The organism is Microbispora sp. CSR-4 (assembly GCF_008033685.1).
Taxonomy (GTDB): domain Bacteria; phylum Actinomycetota; class Actinomycetes; order Streptosporangiales; family Streptosporangiaceae; genus Microbispora.
The window spans coordinates 25,649-42,256 of sequence record NZ_VJVX01000056.1 but is presented as its reverse complement, the minus strand read 5'-3'; the positions used below and the strand labels follow the sequence as shown (position 1 = coordinate 42,256).

Sequence of the window (16,608 nt, the reverse complement as noted above, 5' to 3'; positions counted from 1 at the left end):
AGTGGGAGAGGGCGTGACAGGCAGGGAACGGATCCGCGAGGCCGCGCGGCTGGTGGTCAAGGTGGGGTCGTCGTCGCTGACGACGCCCCGGGGCACGATCGACGTCGACCGGGTGGACGCGCTGGTCGACGTGCTGGCGGCCCGGCGTACGGCCGGCACGCAGATCGTGCTCGTGTCGTCCGGCGCGATCGCCGCCGGGCTGGGGCCGTTGGGACTGCGCGACCGGCCCAGGGACCTGGCCACGCAGCAGGCGGCGGCCTCGGTGGGGCAGGGGGTGCTGGTCGCCCGCTACACCTCGTCGTTCGCCAGGTATGGCCTGCGCGTGGGGCAGGTGCTGCTGACCGCCGACGACATGATGCGCCGGTCGCACCACCGCAACGCGCAGCGGGCGCTGGCCCGGCTGCTCGAGCTGGGCATCATGCCCGTCGTCAACGAGAACGACACGGTGGCCACCGACGAGATCCGGTTCGGCGACAACGACCGGCTGGCCGCGCTGGTCGCCCACCTGATCCACGCCGACGGGCTGGTGCTGCTGTCGGACGTCGACGCGCTGTATGACGGCGACCCCCGCAAGGACGGCGCGACACGCATCGCCGAGGTCCGCGGGCCGGAAGACCTCGAAGGCGTCGAGCTGGGCACCTCCGGCCGGGTCGGCACCGGCGGCATGATCACCAAGGTGGAGGCCGCCCGCATCGCCACCGGGGCGGGTGTCCCGGTCGTGCTCACGGCGGCGGCGCACGCGGCCCAGGCACTCGCCGGGGCCGACATCGGCACGTGCTTCCACCCGGGCGGCCGCCACCCCGGCACCCGGCTGCTGTGGCTCGCCCACGCGACGACCGGCCGGGGCCGCCTCTACCTGGACGCCGGCGCCGTCGAGGCCGTCGTACGGCGGCGCAAGTCGCTGCTGCCGGCCGGTGTGGTGAAGGTCGAGGGCGACTTCGCGGCGGGCGACCCGGTGGACGTGTGCGGGCCGTCCGGCGATCGGGTCGCCCGCGGCCTGGTGAACTACGACGCGGGGGAGATCCCGGAGTTACTCGGCCGATCCACCCGGGAGCTGGCGAACACACTCGGCCCGGAATATCGGCGCGAGCTGATCCACCGGGACGACATGGTCATATTGGAGCCCACAATTCGTGACGGAGCGCGAGGCAATGTCTGAGGCAGAGGAATTCCTGAAGGTCGCACGGGCGGCGAGAGACGCCGCGACGGTGCTCGCGCCGATGCCGCGCGCGCCGAAGGACGCGGCGCTGCGTGCCGTGGCCGACGCCCTGGAGGCCGCCACGGACGAGATCGTCGCGGCCAACGCCGTGGACGTGGACCGGGCCAGGGAGAACGGCACCTCCGAGGCGATGATCGATCGGCTGCGGCTCGACGCCGGCCGGATCGCCGCGATCGCGGCGGCCGTCCGCCAGGTCGCCGACCTGCCCGACCCGGTCGGTGAGGTCGTGCGCGGCAGCACACTGCCCAACGGCCTGGAGCTGCGTCAGGTGCGGGTGCCGCTCGGCGTCATCGGCATCATCTACGAGGGCCGGCCCAACGTGACCGTGGACGCGGCCGCGCTGTGCCTCAAGAGCGGCAACGGCGTGCTGCTGCGCGGGTCGTCCAGCGCGTACTCCTCCAACACGGCGCTGGTGCGGGTCATGCAGGAGGCGCTGGCCGCGACCGAGGTGCCGGCGGACGCCGTGCAGCTCGTGCCGGGGCAGACCCGCGAGTCGGTCAAGCACCTGATGCGCGCCCGCGGGCTGGTCGACGTGCTGATCCCGCGCGGCGGCGCCTCGCTGATCAACAGCGTGGTCGAGGAGTCGACCGTGCCGGTGATCGAGACGGGCGTGGGCAACTGCCACGTGTACGTGGACGCCGACGCCGACATCGACACCGCACTGAAGATCCTGGTGAACGCCAAGGCGCAGCGGCCATCGGTGTGCAACGCGGCCGAGACCGTGCTCGTGCACGCCGCCATCGCCGACGCGTTCGTGCCCAGGGCCCTGACGGCGCTGAAGGACGCGGGCGTGACCGTCCACGGGGACGAGCGGGTGCGGGCCTACGGCGCCGACGTCGTGGCCGCCACCGAGGAGGACTTCACCAGCGAGTACCTTTCGCTCGACATCGCCGCCGCCGTCGTCGACTCGCTGGACGACGCGGTCGCGCACATCCGCAGGTATGGCTCGGCCCACACCGACGCCATCGTGACCCGCTCCCAGCAGGCCGCCCGCAGGTTCGTGGCGACCGTGGACTCGGCGGCGGTCGCCGTGAACGCCTCGACCCGGTTCACCGACGGCGGGGAGTTCGGCTTCGGGGCGGAGATCGGCATCTCCACCCAGAAGCTGCACGCCCGGGGCCCGATGGGACTGCCGGAGCTCACCTCCACCAAGTGGATCTACACCGGCGAGGGCCACGTACGCGTGTGACCGCCGGCCGCGGGTGAGCCGGGGACGCGAGCCGAGGCCCGCGTCCCCGGCCCCGTGGGACCGCAGTGCCGCCTCCACAGTGCCGCGTCTGGGCCGCGTCCGGGCCGCGTCCGTGGCGGCGTCCGTGGCGGCGTCCGTGGCCGCGTCCGTGGCGGCGTCCGTGGCCGCGTCCGTGGCGGCGGGCGCGGCAGGTTTTCGGGCCGGCGGCCCTATCAGCTTCCGGTCTGTCCGCGCCATCGGTTTTATCGCGATCGGACGGCGCGCCTCCGCCTGTTCGGACGGCCGGACCGCTATGGTTGGCGCTCCTATGGCTGGACGTCTCGGGCGGGTCGGCCCCTACGCGCTGCTGGAGCGGCTGGGCCGGGGTGGCATGGGTGAGGTGTACCTCGCCGTCGGCCGCCGGGGCGACCGCGTCGCGCTGAAGATGCTGCGCGACCCCATCGAGAACGATCCCGACGCCCGATTACGGCTCGAACGCGAGGTGCGGGCGCTGCGCCGGGTCGAGAGCCCGTACGTCGCCCAGGTGCTCGACGCCGACCTGTCGGGTGACCGGCCGTACCTCGTCATGGACTACATCGAGGGGGAGAACCTCCTCGACGCCGTACGGCGGCACGGGCCGCTGCCCGAGTCTCGGCTCATCACGCTGGCGCAGGGCCTCGCGTCGGCTCTGGCGATCATCCACGCGGGCGGGATCGTGCATCGCGACGTCAAGCCGGCCAACGTCCTGCTGGGCGAGGACGGGCCGGTGCTGATCGACTTCGGCATCGCCCAGGTGCTCGACGCGACGCGGGTCACGATGACCGGCACGTTCCTCGGCACGCCCGGCTACTGCGCCCCCGAGGTCTTCGCCGAGGAGACCGTGGGGGCGCCCGCCGACGTGCACGGCTGGGCCGCCACGGTGGCGTTCGCCGCCACCGGACGGCCGACCTTCGGCCGGGGCACCGCCGAGTCGCAGATGTACGCGGTGCTGAACGGCAAGGCCGACCTGGTGGGGGTGCCTGCCGCGCTGCTGCCGCTCGTGCGCGCCGCCCTGCACCGCGACCCCGCCCGCCGCCCGACGGCCGCGCTGCTGGCCGACCGGCTGTCGCGGCTCGCACGGGTCGCCGGGGAGTCGTCCCGCGCGCCGGGCGAGCCGTCCGCCGCCGAGACCACCACGCGTACGGCGATGGAGGCGGCACGGGCCCGCGCCGCGTCCGACGCCAAGCCGGGCGCGAAGACGGGCACGAAACCGGACGCGAAGGCGGGGGTCAGGAAGGCGGCCAAACCGGAGGACAAGCCGGTCAGGAAGGGCGCCGAGACCACGGCGCGGGAGCCGGCGACGGCGGCCGAGCGGGCCGCCCGGCGCGGCGGCCCCGCCGCCCGGCCCCGGCGGGTGAAGGCGGCCACGGCACTCGCCACCGCGCCGGAGGGGGCGCCGGAAGGGGCGCTCGGCATCCCGACAGGGAACGCGGCCCTGGTGCTGGTCGCGCTGCTCGCCGTGCCGTGCGTGGTGGTGTCGGTGGTCTATCCGCTCGCGACCTTCGCGATCACGGCGGCCCTCGCGGTGGTGATCAGGGCGGTGTGGACCAGTCACTGGCTCGTACGGCGCCGCAAACCCGGCCGGGCCCGGGCCTGCCTGCGCGCGCTGGCGTTCCCGCTCACGCTGGCCGGTTCGGTGTTGTCGGCCGTCGCGTGGCCGGGGCTGCCCGCGGCCGCGGTGGCGTTCGCGGGGCTGTGGGCGATCTCCGGGGGACGTCTGGAGCCCGAGTGGTGGTCTCGGCCGGTGCCCGTGACGATCGCCGGGATCGCGTTCGGCGTCGTCAGCGGCGCGATCATCGGCCGGGAGATCGAGCGCGCGGGTGCGGCGATTCCCGGCCTGCGGAGGGAGGGCCTGCGCGCGCTCGCCGTCCTGGGCGGGTTCGTCGCGCTCTGCGCCGCCGCCGTCCGCGCCGTGGCGTTCTTCTTCTGACAGCTTCTGACAGCTTCTGACGGCCTTCCGACGACTGTGGAAGGCCCGCCGCGGTGCACACACGGCTCGTCCGGGCGGGCCTACCCGGCGCCCGCCCCGGTGCCTGTCCCTGGAGCCCGGGCTCCGGGCCCGGTCACGGTGGTCAGTTCTCGCGGCGGGCGGAGCGGGTGAAGATGCGCTCGCCGGCGTGGACCGCGCCCTCGGCGACGTCGCGCAACACGCCGATGAACGGGTCCTGCGACTGCGCCCACGACTCGCGGTAGGAGTTGGCCGCCGCCTTGATCTCGTCGGTGAGGCGGGCGTTGGCGTCGTCCTCGCGGCGGGGGTAGGTGCCGGCGATGATCCGGTCGTACTCTCCGCTGCGCCGCCAGCGGTCGAGCTCGGCGACGCGGCTCACCGCGAACGGGTGGGTCGTGCCGAGCATGTTGAGGACCTTGAGCAGGCCGTCGCGCACGTCGCCCGCGGTGTCGTACTCCCTGGCCTGGTCGAGGAACGCCTCGATGTTCATCTCGTGCAGGCGGGAGCCGCCGGCGAGCTTCATGAGCGCCCGCAGCGCGGCGTCGGGGTCCTGCCCGGCGAGCAGGCCGCCGCGGTCGGCGGACATCTCCGCCTTGCGCTGCCACTCCTCCAGGGCGGCGACGATGACCCGCAGGCCGATGTAGCCGAGCGGGATCCAGGCCACCCGGGTGGCCAGGCGGGTCAGGATCGCGAGCATCGTGCCGTAGACGGCGTGGCCCGACAGGATGTGCGAGGTCTCGTGGCCGATGACGAAGCGCAGCTCCTCGTCGTCCATGAGGTCGAGCAGCCCGGTCGAGACGATGATGAACGGCTCGTCGAAACCGATCGCCATCGCGTACGCCTTCGGGTCCTGCTGCACGTAGATCTCGGGGATCCGGTGCAGGTCGAGGATGTAGGCGCTGTCGCGGCCCATGTCGTGCAGGGCGCGAAACTGGGTGTCGGTCGTGCGCACCGCGGAGGCCAGGAACATGAGGCGGAGCCGGCGCTCGCTGAACAGGCCGGACGTCCGCTTGAGCACCGCGTCGAATCCGGACAGCGACCGCATCGCGACGAGGGCGGAACGATCGGCGGGGTGTTCGTAGGCTCGCGAGCTGATGCCGGGCAGCTGCACGCGATTGCGATCGGGAGTGGTCATGTTCCGCATGCTATGTCTCACGGGCCGGACGCGCGCGGGCACAGCGGGGCGCCCGGGCCGTCACGGGAGGGCCGGTTTCCCGGTTGGTCCGGTAGGGGCGTTATCGTCCGTTCCATGCGTAACGGGACGGCGATCCGGCGACTGGGCGTGATGGGCGGGACCTTCGACCCGATCCACCACGGTCACCTGGTGGCGGCCAGCGAGGTGGCCCACCACTTCAACCTGGACGAGGTGGTGTTCGTCCCGACAGGTCAGCCCTGGCAGAAGGCCGAGCAGACCGTGTCCTCGTCCGAGGACCGCTATCTCATGACGGTGATCGCCACCGCGTCGAACCCGCGCTTCTCGGTCAGCCGGGTGGACATCGACCGGCCGGGCCCCACGTACACGATCGACACGCTGCGTGACATCTCCGCCGCGTACGGCCCGGACGTGGAGCTCTACTTCATCACCGGCGCCGACGCGCTCGCGCAGATCCTTAGCTGGCGCGACGCCGACGAGCTGTTCACGATCGCGCACTTCGTCGGCTGCACCCGGCCCGGCCACACGCTCCAGGACCCCGGCCTGCCGGCGGGCAAGGTCAGCCTGATCGAGATCCCGGCGCTGGCGATCTCCTCCTCCGAGTGCCGCGACCGGGTGGCCGCCGGGGAGCCCATCTGGTATCTCGTCCCCGACGGCATCGTGCAGTACATCAACAAGCGGCGCTTGTATCGCGATCCGGAGTCGTGACGGCCCGGCGCGGTCTCCGCCGGGCGTACGCCGCGGCGAGCGCGCCGGCGAACGCCGCGGCCCACAACACCGGGCGGTAGGAGGTCAGGGCGAGGAGCCCGGCGCCGAGCGCCATCCCCACGGCGGTCGGGACGAACAGCACGGTGTTGGCGGTCGCCGAGACGGTGGCCAGCAGGTCGCGGGGTGCGATCCGCTGCACGGCGGTGAGGGCGGCGACCAGCACCCAGGGCAGCCCCAGCCCGGACAGCAGGCTCGCCGCCGCCACGACGGGCGTCGAGGGGAGGGCCCGCAGCGCCACCGAGGCGGCGTACAGGAGCCCTCCGGCGGCGGCCAGCCGCGCCTCGCCGGCCCGGCGCAGCAGCGGCCCCGCGATCATGCCGCCGAGCACCGTGCCGCCGCCCTGGATCGCGGACAGCACGCCGGTGAAGCCGGGCTCCTGGTGCAGGCCGTGATCGACGACGGCGAAGACGAGCGCCCCGTTGACCGCGCCGAGCGCGGGCCCGGCCACGCTTCCTGGACGCCGCCGGGCTGACCGAGCTGGCCGACGTACGGGTCCGGCGCGGAGGCAGGGAGCGCCGCTATCGGGCGGCGGGAGGCACGCCGCTGACCGAGCAGAGGGACGGCTTCCTGCTGCTCGCCGAGGCGCTGGCGCAGTCGCTGCGCGAGCGGGCCGGGCGGCGCCGCGCGGACGAGGAGGGGGTCACGGCCGACGCCGAGCTGTGGGTCGAGCCGGAGCTGTGGCACGACGTCCGCGGCAGGATCCTCGCCGCGATCGTGGACCTGCACGAGGGCGCGGCGGCCCCGCGCACACCGGGGACGATCCGGGTCGGCGCGACGGTCGCCGCCTTTCCCATGACGGAATCCACGGGCACCGAAGGACGTTGAACCCCTGATCCCGGGCATAACACCGGAATGACAGGGTGTGCCGGTAGGGTCTCCCCGGGAAAGCCGGTTGTACGGGGCACGCGGACTGTGCACCCTGGAATGACACTGTGCACCCTGGAAGAACCCGTCAACGGAGGACAGAACCGAATCGTGACAGCATCCGAGAGATCGATCCAGCTCGTGCGCGTGGCGGCCGAGGCAGCCGCGGAGAAGCTGGCCGACGACATCATCGCCTATGACGTGAGCGACCAGCTCGTCATCACCGACGCCTTCCTCCTCTGCTCCGCGTCCAACGACCGGCAGGTGCGCGCGGTCGTCGACGAGATCGAGGAGCGCCTGCGCGTGGAGGCCGACGCCAAACCCGTACGCCGCGAGGGGGAGCGGGAGGGCCGCTGGGTCCTGCTCGACTACCTCGACATCGTGGTGCACGTGCAGCACGAGGAGGACCGCAACTTCTACGCGCTGGAGCGCCTGTGGAAGGACTGCCCGTCCATCGAGCTGCCGGAGAGCGTCAAGCGGGTCGCCGCCCAGCGCGGGCACGGGGCGGCCCGGTGACGAACGCCATCATCGGAGCGGCGCGATGAGCCGTCGCGTCGTCTGCCTGCGGCACGGGCAGACGCTGTGGAACGTGGAGAAGCGCTTCCAGGGGCACACCGACATCGCACTGGACGAGACCGGCATCGCGCAGGCGGCCCGGGCGGCCTCCCTGCTCGCGGCCCTGCGGCCGACCATGCTCGTCTCCTCGGACCTGCGGCGCGCGTACGACACCGCCTCGGCCCTCGGCCGGCTCACCGGCCTCGACGTGTCGGTCGACAAGGACCTGCGCGAGCGCGGCGGCGGCGAGTGGGAGGGCCTGACCCGCGACGAGATCAGGGCGGGCTGGCCGGTCGAATACGAGGCGTGGGAGGCCCCGGGCGGCGAGGACGTGGGGCACGTCGCCGACCGGGTCGCCGACGCGATCGGGCGCTGGGCGGCCCGCCTCGACGACGACGGCCTGCTGGTCGTCGCCTCGCACGGCGCCGCGCTGCGGCTCGGCATCTGCCGGCTGCTCGGGCTGCCGCAGGAACTGTGGTCGGCGCTGGGCGGCCTCGGCAACTGCTCGTGGTCGGTGCTTGAAGAGGGCCGCCGGGGCTGGCGGCTGCTGGAGCACAACGCGGGCACGCTGCCCGAGCCGGTCAGCAGCGACGACAGCCCGGCCGCCACCGCGGACGGCTGAGACGCGTGTGACCGGTGACGATTAGGTAAACGGATGGGCATACCTATATGCTCTCCGAGCGCCGCGCCGGGAACACCCGGAGCGGTGGCAAGGGGCTATAGCGCAGCTGGTAGCGCACTTCCATGGCATGGAAGGGGTCTGGGGTTCGAATCCCCATAGCTCCACCCTTCATCCGGTGAGTTATCCGGCGGGCAGCGGGCTGCGGTGAGCGACGCGTGGCGTGGACCAGGCCGCTTACGGCGCAGATCGGGACCAGCGCCGGATACCGCGGCACGGAGAACGCGAACCACAGCTCGCCCACGACTGCCTCGCCCAGCGCCGCCGGCGAGGCGGCGGCGATCGACGTGCCGAGCGGCGCGCCCGCACCCGTCACCGCCGGCGTCGCATGCAGCGTCTGAGGATCAGAGGCTCTTGAGATAGGCGAGCGACGGCATGAAGAAGTATTCGCCGCCCTTCATGGTCACGGTCTGGGGGACCTGGCGCTGCGGGGCGCTGAGCTTGGTGCTGTTCCACGCCTTCGGGTAGCGCACCTTGACGTCCCGCTTGCCCTGGCCGATCACGGGATCGTGGCCGGTGCCCTCGTCAGGGAAGCCGGGGTTGTCGGCCCAGGTCTGCTGGGTGAACTCGAACTGGCCCTGCAGGCTGGCGTTGAACGCCATGAACAGCAGGCCCACCCCGCCGGTCGGCCGGGCCGCCGGGGGCGCGTCGTCCCACGGCGTGTCGGTGCGCCTGCCGTACGTCTGGCCGCGCCGGGCCATCATCACGCCGAGCGTGCGCTCCAGGCCGCCGTCCCGGGAGTCACGGGGGTTTGCCTTGCGGATGTGCGCGCCGACCGGGCACTTGGCGCCGGGGTCGTCGCGGTAGCTGAAGTCGTTCTGCACAGGGTGGCCCTCGGAGCTGGGCCTGCCGTGCAGCCGCAGCGGCGTGCCGTTGCGGAACCGGCCGACCAGCATCGCGCCCGCGAGCGGCCGGTCGTCTCCCTTCAGGCCGAGCGCGTCGGCGAGGGCCTCCTCGGCCTCGCGGAACGCGCGGACGTTCTGCTCCAGCTTGCGCAGCACGAGGTAGCTGCCGAAGTGGCGGGCCGGGCGGGGAGCGAGGGGATCGGGGACGAGCACGTGGCTCAGCGGGAAGAAGGGATTCCAGTTGGCGCCGGACTCGGCGGCCACCTGGTCGGCGAGGAACAGCGGCTGGCTGCGGCCGTCCACGTAGCCGAAGTGCTCGATGCCCCGCCCCTGCGCGTCGCGCAGGCCCTCGCCCTTCTCCTCGCCGACGATCTTCGCGGTCTTCGGCAGCAGCGCGAGGACACGCTTGCGGGTGGCGGCGACCGGCTCGGGCGCGGCGTCGCCGATCAGCACGATCGCGTGGATCTCCTCCTGGTAGTGCTGCTCCCAGGCGCTCACCGCCGGGTCGTTCAACGTGTCCTTGCGCCGCTTCATCCCCGATTTGAACGCGTTGTCGGTGAATCGGGTGGTCGAGTGGCCCAGTTTCAGATAGCCGATTTTGCTGATGCCGACGCCCACGTACGGCGTGCCGGGTTTCTTCGTGCGGTTGAACGCGCGGACCTCCTCCAGGTGCTTCCTGGCCGATTTCATGAGCGGCGCCAGGGAGCGCAGGAAGCGCCTGCCGTCCGGGCCGTCGCCGAAGTGCACGAGGAGCAGGGACATGCTCTCCCGCACGTGCGCCTGGAGGATGTTCGGCTGCAGGTTGTCGAGCATGACCTTGGTGTCGGCGTCGAGTTTCGCCGAATCCCAGGCGAGCGGTTTGGCGTTGGACAGGTCGACAGGCATGTCGAATCCTTCCCCGTAGTGGAAATGTCGGGCCCCCACCCGATAAGAGCCATCATTCACGGAAAATGTTCTACGTAAAGGGAAATTCGCCAGGCGACGCCGGATACGTACACGGCTCCTGTCTCGCGCGTGCTCGGCCGGGCAGGCCTATTTCGCACCATCGGGGTAGTCGAGCGGTCATGACGAAGAGACGGCCTGTCGGCGTTGAAGAAGAGTTCCTTGTCGTCGATCTCGAGACCCGGCGGCTGACGCCGGTGGCGGAGTCGATGCTGGAGCGGCTGCCGGACGCGGGGTTCGCGGCCGAGCTGCAGCGCTCGGTGGTGGAGACCAACAGCACCCCGATGGAGGACCTGAGCGACGTGCGGGCCGAGATCGTGCGGCTGCGCCAGGGGCTCGTGTCCGCCGGTGAGCCGCTGGGGGTGGGCGTGATCGCCTCCGGCAGCACTCCGATCACCGGCATCGAGGGCTACACGTTCACGCCCGGGGAGCGCTACGAGTACCTGCAGGAGTCCTACCGGTTCCTCGCCCAGGAGCAGCTCATCTGCGGGGCGCAGGTGCACGTGGAGATCGACGACAGGGACGTGGCGGTGCTCGCCGCCCAGCGCGTGGAGGCGTGGCTCCCTCCGCTGCTCGCGCTCAGCGCCAGCTCGCCCTACTGGATGGACGAGGACAGCGGATATGCCAGCAGCCGCGCGCTGACCTGGCAGCGCTGGCCGACCGCGGGCCCGCTCGGGCCGTTCGCCGACGCCGCCGACTATGACAGGACGGCCGATGACCTGGTGGCCTCCGGCGTCATCGAGGACCGCGGCATGGTCTATTTCGACCTGCGGCTCAGCGCCCACGTGCCGACGGTGGAGATGCGCATCTGCGACTCCTGCCCGCTCGCGGACGACGTGGTGCTGCTCGCGGGTCTCTTCCGCGCCCTCATGACGAGGGAGACCGAGGCCGTGGAGCGGGGTGAGCCGCCGGCCGGCGAGCAGCGCCTTGCGCTGCTGCGGGCGGCCAACTGGCGGGCGGCCCGCGACGGGCTGGAGGGCGACCTGCTGTCGCCGGTGACGAGCAGGCCCGAACCGGCCCCGCGGCTCATCACGTGGATGCTGGAGGAGCTGCGGCCGACCCTGGAGGAGCTGGGCGACTGGGAGATCGTCTCGGAGCTCGCCGACGCAGCACTGCGCCGGGGCAGCTCCGCCTCGCGCCAGCGGGGGGCGTACGCGGTCAAGGGGAAGCCCGAGGACGCGGTCGACCTGCTCCTCGCCGAGACCCGACGGCGCTAGGCGGCGCCGGGAGGCCGTGCGGCGGGGCGGGCGCGGGGGCCGATACCCTACTGGCCATGTCTGTGATCCCCGCCCCGAGCGCGGCATGAACGGCGCCTACTCGGGCTGGCTGATCGGCGCCGCCCTGGTGCTCGCACTGGTCAGCGTGATCACCGCCGTACGGAACCGGCCGATGGGGCCGGTGCTGCTGGCCGGGCTCGGGCTGCTCGAACTCGCCGTGCTCGCGCAGGCGGCCTTCGCGCTCGCCGATCTCGGCCACGTGACGGAGAAGGCGACCTTCATCGGCTACCTGCTGGGCACCGTGGTGATCCCGCCCGCCGCCATGTGGTGGGGCCGGGCGGAGCGCACCCGCTGGGGCCCCGGGGTCATCACCGTGGCCGCCTTCACCGTCGCCGTCATGACCGGGCGGCTGCTGCAGATCTGGAACGCGGGCGCATGAGTGCTCATTCCGGGCAGGACCGGGGCGGCGAGGCCGTGCGCTCCGGGCCGGGACGCGTGCTCGTCGCCGTTTACGGCATCTTCGCGCTGGCCGCGACCTCACGCGCCGCCGTGCAGATCGCCACGAGATTCGCCGAGGCGCCGCTGGCGTACGTGCTGTCGGCGTTCGCCGGGGTGGTCTACATCGTGCTCACGGTGGCGCTGGCCCGCGGCGCACGGCGCGTCGCGGTCGCCGCCTGCGTGGTCGAGCTGGCCGGGGTGCTGGTCGTCGGCACGCTGAGCCTGGCCGACTCCGCCGCGTTTCCGCAGGCCACCGTGTGGTCCGGGTACGGCAGTGGCTACGGCTTCGTGCCGCTCGCGCTGCCCGTGATCGGCCTGCTGTGGCTGCTGCGCGGCGTGCGGCGTTCGTAGAACTTCTCCCAGGCTGGAACAAATGAGAGCGATGAGGGCTTTGGTATGGTGTCAATCGTAGGATGACCGGATGAGGGGAGATGTTGCGGCGATGAGTGCCGTCGTGACGCGGAGGGGCGTGCTCGTAGCACCGTTGCGAGCACACGGCGGATCGATGGCGTGGCTGATCGCCGGGGGCATCGCCCTCGCCGCGTTGAACCTGCGTACCGCGGTGACCAGCGTGGGGACCGTGCTCGACCAGGTGAGCGCGGGGCTGGGCCTGTCGGCGGCGATGACCGGGCTGCTCACCACCCTGCCGGTGATGAGCTTCGCCCTGTTCGGCGCGCTGACGCCGGCCATGTCGCGCAGGATGGGGGAGCAGCGGCTGCTGCTCGGGGCGATCGTCCTGCTCGCGGCGGGCCAGGCCGCGCGCGCCCTCGCCGACTCCGCCGTGCCGTTCATGGCGGCCAGCGCCGTCGCGCTGGCGGGCGGCGCGGTCGGCAACGTCGTCATCCCCGCGCTGATCAAGAGGCACTTCCCCCGGCGGGCGGGGGCGATGACCACCGTCTACTCGACGGCCCTCGCGGCCGGGACGATGGTCGCCGCCGCCGCGACCGTTCCCGTGCAGCAGGCCGCGGGAGGCAACTGGCACGTGGCACTCGGGGTGTGGGCGGCTCTGGCCGCCGTGGCCGCGATTCCGTGGCTCGCGCTCAGGCGCGGTGAGCCGGAGCGGCGCGACACATCCGTGAGGGCCGGAGCCGACGGCCTCCTGCGCAGCAGGCTCGCCTGGGCCGTGGCCGGATATTTCGGCTCGCAGTCGCTCATCGCGTACGTGATGTTCGGCTGGCTGCCCCTGCTGCTGCGGGACAACGGCTACACCGCCGGGGAGGCCGGCCTGGTCCTCGCCGTGTTCACCGGGCTCGGGATCCCCGTCTCCATGGCGGTGCCCGCCCTGGCGACCCGGTTGTCCGGCCAGCGCCCGCTGGTGATCGCCTTCTCGGTCCTGTACGCGGCCGGCTTCGCGGGCCTGCTCACCGGGCACGCGCTGTGGGCGTGGTCGATCCTCGTGGCCGTCGGCGGGGGCACCTTCCCGCTCGCGCTGGCGATGCTGGCCATGCGGACCCGCACGCCGGCGGGCACCGCCGCGCTGTCGGCCTTCGGGCAGAGCGCCGGATATCTCATCGCCGGCGCGGGACCGATCACGTTCGGCCTGCTCCACCAGGTGAGCGGCGGGTGGGCGCTGCCGTTCGTGCTGCTGTTCGCGGCGCTCGCCGTACAGGTGGTGACCGGCTGGTACGCGGCGGCCGACCGCACCCTCGAAGACGAGACCCCGCCCGTGCCCGCCGGGGGCCGGGACGACCACGTCTCGCGGGGCGTGCGCGACCTGGTCACGGGACAGGCGCGCCGGCCGGCCGGCAAGGCGCGGCACGCGCAGACGGGTGACGGGGGCAAGGCGGCCCGGCCGCGCCTGGCCCGCCCGGCCGGGCGGCACGAGGGGCGCCGCAGGTCGCCCTGCCCCTGAGGCCGCCGGGTTTACCTCCATCTCTCAGGGCAGGCGTAGTGCGGCAACCCACGAGAGAAGGAGAAGGCATGAGCTCGATCGAGCAGTCAGTCGACGTGAATGTCCCGATCCGCACGGCGTACAACCAGTGGACGCAGTTCGAGAGCTTCCCGGAGTTCATGGAGGGCGTGGAGTCGGTCAAGCAGATCGGCGACACGCGCACCGACTGGGTCGTCGAGATCGCGGGCGTCCGCCGCGAGTTCGAGGCGGAGATCACCGAGCAGCACCCCGACGAGAGGGTGGCCTGGCGCTCGGTGGACACGCCGCGGCAGGCCGGCGTCGTGACCTTCCACCGGATCGGCGGCGACACGACGCGCGTCACGCTGCAGATGGAGTACGACCCCGAGGGCTTCCTGGAGAAGGCGGCCGACGCCCTGCAGATCGTCCGCATGCGGGTCAAGGGCGACCTGGAGCGTTTCAAGACGTTCATCGAGACGCGCGGCGGCGAGACCGGCGGCTGGCGCGGCGAGGTCCCCGGCCCGCACCAGCAGGACGACACGGGCCGCGCTCCCGGCGCCGGCGGCACGGGTTATGACATCGGCGAGCCGATGCCGCCCCGCACCGTGAACCCCGAGTATCCGCGCGAGACGCCGCTGCCGCCGCCCGGCACCGGCCCGGTCCCGCCCGCTCCCGGCACGGGCCCCGCTCCCGGCACCGGTCCGGTGCCGCCGCGGGACACGCCCGGTCCGGTGATCTGATCCGATGCAGTCAGGCCCGTCTCCCGAAAGGAGACGGGCCTGTTATTTCCGAGAAATCGGAAATTTATTTTGTCCTGATATGATGGACGGGATGTATTGTAGCCTCACGGGCGTATCCGGCAATCTCAACGAAAGGCATATCGCCCGTGTGTTACGAGCCCGACGCCGTGCCGCCCGTCTGCGGTTCTCCGATCACGACCGTCACGTCCGAACGCATCGTGCTGACCTCGGCCGACGGCGCGAACTTCGCGGCCTTCCTGTCCCGTCCCGGCCGGGTGTCCGGCTCCGCGGTGCTCGTCCTGCCGGACAATCGCGGTTTGTCGGGGTTCTACGAGCGCCTCACCGAACGGCTCGCCGAGCAGGGCCACACCGCGCTCGCCATCGACTATTTCGGGCGTACGGCCGGGACCGATCCGAGGCCCGATGACTTCCCCTTCATGGAGCACCTGGGCAAGGCGCACCGGGACGGGCTGTTCGCCGACATCGCCGCCGGCGCCGCGCACCTGCGGGCCGAAGGAGGTGAGGACGTGGTGTCCCTCGGCTTCTGCTTCGGCGGGAGGCTCGCGTTCATGACGGCCAGGCCCGCCTTCGGATTCGCCGGGGTGATCGGTCTCTACGGATATCCGGACGTGCTCTTCGGCAACCCCGGCCCCACCCAGACGGCGGGCGAGCTGCGCGGGCCGATCCTGGGCCTGTTCGGCGGCGCGGACGAGGGCATCTCCGCCGAGGTGGTGAGCGCGTTCGATGAGGCGCTGGAGGGCGCCGGGGTGGCGCACGAGTTCGTCACCTATCCGGGAGCGCCGCACAGCTTCTTCGAGCTGGGCCGCCCGGAGCTCGCGGAGACCTGCGCCGACGCCTGGTCGCGCATCCTCGGCTTCGTGAAGCGGACAGCCCGAGGCGACCTGACCTCGCCTCGGGCTGCCACGATGTAAGACTAAGCCTTCCGCATCCCGTCACGCGCACCGGCACCCCCGAAAGTGCCCAAATGGTGATGCGGACGGCCGTGCGGACACGTTACGGTGCCCGCGTGACATTGATCGTCTCTCCCCCCCCCGCCCGCTAGCGGGCGGCACCATCCGGTGAGCCGGGCCTGGGCGGCCCGGCCGGTGGCCCCTGCCCGCCTGCGGGAATCGGGCCCACCTCACTGGAGAGACGTCGATGAACCATGCTGCAGCCCTGTCCGTACGGCAGGGCCTTGTCTACGTGTCCACCGCCGCGGTCGCCTGGGGAACCGGGGGAGCGGCGGGGGCGCTGCTGCACGGTGCGGGACAGCTGAGTCCCGTCGCCGTGTCGTTCTGGCGCTTCGCCTGCGGCGCGGTGCTCCTGCTCGCCGTCGCCCGCAGCCGGCCCTCCTGGCGGGTGGTGCTGCTCGTCGGCCCGGCGATGGCGGTGTGCCAGGCGGCCTACTTCGCGGCCATCGCCGAGGCCGGTGTCGCGGTCGCCACCATGATCACGATGGGCGCGGCTCCGCTCCTGGTGGCGGCCGGCGGCCGGATCTTCCTGGGCGAACGGCTGGGCCGCACCGGCCTCGGGTGCGCCGCGCTCGCCGTCGCGGGTCTCGCCATGCTCACGGGCGGCGCGCAGACCGTCACCCCGGCCGGAGCCGGCTACTCGCTGCTGTCTGCGGCGGCCTACTCCTGCGTCACCCTCACGACCCGCCGGATGCCCGCCGACGGCGTGGCAGTGTGGGGGTTCGCCGGGGGCGCGGCCTGCCTGCTGCCGCTCGCCGCGTCAGGGGGGCTGCTGCCCGCCGGGCACACCGTGACCAGCATGGTGACCAGCGTGCTGCTGCTCGGCTATCTGGCGGCCGTGCCGACGGCCCTCGCGTACGGGCTGTTCTTCGCGGGGCTGCGCGTCGTCGGCGGCACCACGGCGGCGGTCCTCTCCCTGCTCGAACCACTCGTCGCCGCCGTCATCGGCATCGTGCTGCTGGGGGAGAGGATGTCCACCGTACAGGTGGGCGGGGCGATGGTGCTCCTGTGCGCCCTCGCCTGGCTCGCCAGGGGGGAACTTCGTGACGCTCCGCACCAACACAAGGGGAGCGGGAGCTGTTAGCGATACCATGAGCTGGGCACGTGCGCACACGTGGTCGCCAGGCGGAACGTTCCTCACCGGGCTCGTGAC

Annotated in this window: 18 protein-coding genes and 1 tRNA gene; 15 read left to right on the top strand and 4 right to left on the bottom strand. The window is 72.5% G+C overall.

Going from position 1 to position 16,608, the window contains the following annotated elements; genetic code table 11:
- The first annotated feature begins 13 nt into the window (after window positions 1-13).
- From proB to FLV34_RS31585, 3 genes are all read left to right on the top strand, one after another.
- Complete coding sequence (proB, locus tag FLV34_RS31595; protein WP_260617131.1) at window positions 14-1,159, top strand: glutamate 5-kinase; 1,146 nt, start codon at window positions 14-16, stop codon at window positions 1,157-1,159.
- Entirely contained in the window at window positions 1,152-2,408 is a 1,257-nt protein-coding gene (locus FLV34_RS31590; RefSeq protein ID WP_147944830.1) for a glutamate-5-semialdehyde dehydrogenase, read from the top strand. Before proB ends, FLV34_RS31590 begins: the two co-directional genes overlap by 8 nt.
- Before the next feature lie 307 nt (window positions 2,409-2,715).
- Entirely contained in the window at window positions 2,716-4,356 is a 1,641-nt protein-coding gene (locus FLV34_RS31585; RefSeq protein WP_142645838.1) for a serine/threonine-protein kinase, read from the top strand.
- A 142-nt stretch (window positions 4,357-4,498) separates the two neighbouring features.
- On the opposite strand, the gene FLV34_RS31580 is transcribed toward FLV34_RS31585, so the two are convergent.
- Window positions 4,499-5,518 carry a M48 family metallopeptidase gene (locus FLV34_RS31580; protein WP_147944829.1) on the bottom strand — a complete coding sequence of 340 codons (1,020 nt, stop codon included), beginning with the start codon at window positions 5,516-5,518 and terminating at the stop codon, window positions 4,499-4,501.
- A 105-nt stretch (window positions 5,519-5,623) separates the two neighbouring features.
- Here FLV34_RS31580 and nadD point away from each other — a divergent pair, with 105 nt between their 5' ends.
- Window positions 5,624-6,235 carry a nicotinate-nucleotide adenylyltransferase gene (nadD, locus tag FLV34_RS31575; RefSeq protein ID WP_185948925.1) on the top strand — a complete coding sequence of 204 codons (612 nt, stop codon included), beginning with the start codon at window positions 5,624-5,626 and terminating at the stop codon, window positions 6,233-6,235.
- On the opposite strand, the gene FLV34_RS31570 is transcribed toward nadD, so the two are convergent.
- Together FLV34_RS31570 and FLV34_RS31565 are read right to left on the bottom strand one after the other, a co-directional pair.
- Window positions 6,198-6,743: an MFS transporter gene (locus tag FLV34_RS31570; RefSeq protein WP_147944828.1), complete on the bottom strand. Its 546-nt coding sequence runs from the start codon at window positions 6,741-6,743 to the stop codon at window positions 6,198-6,200. The two genes, nadD and FLV34_RS31570, sit on opposite strands and share 38 nt — an antisense overlap.
- 70 nt (window positions 6,744-6,813) lie before the next feature.
- Window positions 6,814-7,089, bottom strand: coding sequence for a hypothetical protein (locus FLV34_RS31565; RefSeq protein ID WP_147944827.1), 276 nt, complete (start codon window positions 7,087-7,089; stop codon window positions 6,814-6,816).
- A 181-nt stretch (window positions 7,090-7,270) separates the two neighbouring features.
- Between FLV34_RS31565 and rsfS the strand changes: the two genes are divergently transcribed.
- The 4 genes from rsfS (at window position 7,271) to FLV34_RS31545 (ending at window position 8,734) form a co-directional block, all read left to right on the top strand.
- Window positions 7,271-7,675, top strand: a complete 405-nt coding sequence (gene rsfS / locus FLV34_RS31560; protein ID WP_142645833.1) for a ribosome silencing factor — start codon at window positions 7,271-7,273, stop codon at window positions 7,673-7,675.
- Between the two features lie 25 nt (window positions 7,676-7,700).
- Complete coding sequence (locus tag FLV34_RS31555) at window positions 7,701-8,336, top strand: histidine phosphatase family protein (RefSeq protein WP_142645832.1); 636 nt, start codon at window positions 7,701-7,703, stop codon at window positions 8,334-8,336.
- Between the two features lie 91 nt (window positions 8,337-8,427).
- Window positions 8,428-8,500, top strand: a tRNA-Ala gene (locus tag FLV34_RS31550).
- A 51-nt stretch (window positions 8,501-8,551) separates the two neighbouring features.
- Window positions 8,552-8,734, top strand: a complete 183-nt coding sequence (locus tag FLV34_RS31545) for a hypothetical protein (protein WP_147944826.1) — start codon at window positions 8,552-8,554, stop codon at window positions 8,732-8,734.
- Window positions 8,735-8,737: 3 nt separating this feature from the next.
- Here FLV34_RS31545 and FLV34_RS31540 read toward each other — a convergent pair whose 3' ends face one another.
- A complete protein-coding gene (locus FLV34_RS31540; protein ID WP_142645830.1) occupies window positions 8,738-10,123 on the bottom strand; it encodes a peroxidase in 1,386 nt (461 codons plus the stop codon).
- A 179-nt stretch (window positions 10,124-10,302) separates the two neighbouring features.
- Here FLV34_RS31540 and FLV34_RS31535 point away from each other — a divergent pair, with 179 nt between their 5' ends.
- The 7 genes from FLV34_RS31535 to FLV34_RS31505 all read left to right on the top strand — a co-directional run bounded on the left by FLV34_RS31535 (window position 10,303) and on the right by FLV34_RS31505 (window position 16,539).
- Complete coding sequence (locus tag FLV34_RS31535) at window positions 10,303-11,397, top strand: glutamate--cysteine ligase (protein ID WP_142645829.1); 1,095 nt, start codon at window positions 10,303-10,305, stop codon at window positions 11,395-11,397.
- 85 nt (window positions 11,398-11,482) lie between these two features.
- The gene (locus FLV34_RS31530) at window positions 11,483-11,836 is read left to right on the top strand and encodes a hypothetical protein (RefSeq protein ID WP_142645828.1); all 354 of its coding nucleotides are present in this window, start codon (window positions 11,483-11,485) and stop codon (window positions 11,834-11,836) included.
- On the top strand, window positions 11,833-12,246 hold the full coding sequence (locus FLV34_RS31525; RefSeq protein ID WP_142645827.1) for a hypothetical protein: 414 nt from the start codon (window positions 11,833-11,835) through the stop codon (window positions 12,244-12,246). Before FLV34_RS31530 ends, FLV34_RS31525 begins: the two co-directional genes overlap by 4 nt.
- A 91-nt stretch (window positions 12,247-12,337) precedes the next feature.
- Window positions 12,338-13,747, top strand: a complete 1,410-nt coding sequence (locus FLV34_RS31520; protein ID WP_147944825.1) for an MFS transporter — start codon at window positions 12,338-12,340, stop codon at window positions 13,745-13,747.
- A 68-nt stretch (window positions 13,748-13,815) separates the two neighbouring features.
- A complete protein-coding gene (locus FLV34_RS31515; RefSeq protein WP_147944824.1) occupies window positions 13,816-14,484 on the top strand; it encodes an SRPBCC family protein in 669 nt (222 codons plus the stop codon).
- 146 nt (window positions 14,485-14,630) lie between these two features.
- The gene (locus FLV34_RS31510; RefSeq protein WP_147944823.1) at window positions 14,631-15,416 is read left to right on the top strand and encodes a dienelactone hydrolase family protein; all 786 of its coding nucleotides are present in this window, start codon (window positions 14,631-14,633) and stop codon (window positions 15,414-15,416) included.
- 226 nt (window positions 15,417-15,642) lie between these two features.
- Window positions 15,643-16,539: a DMT family transporter gene (locus FLV34_RS31505; RefSeq protein ID WP_147944822.1), complete on the top strand. Its 897-nt coding sequence runs from the start codon at window positions 15,643-15,645 to the stop codon at window positions 16,537-16,539.
- Window positions 16,540-16,608 lie beyond the last annotated feature (69 nt).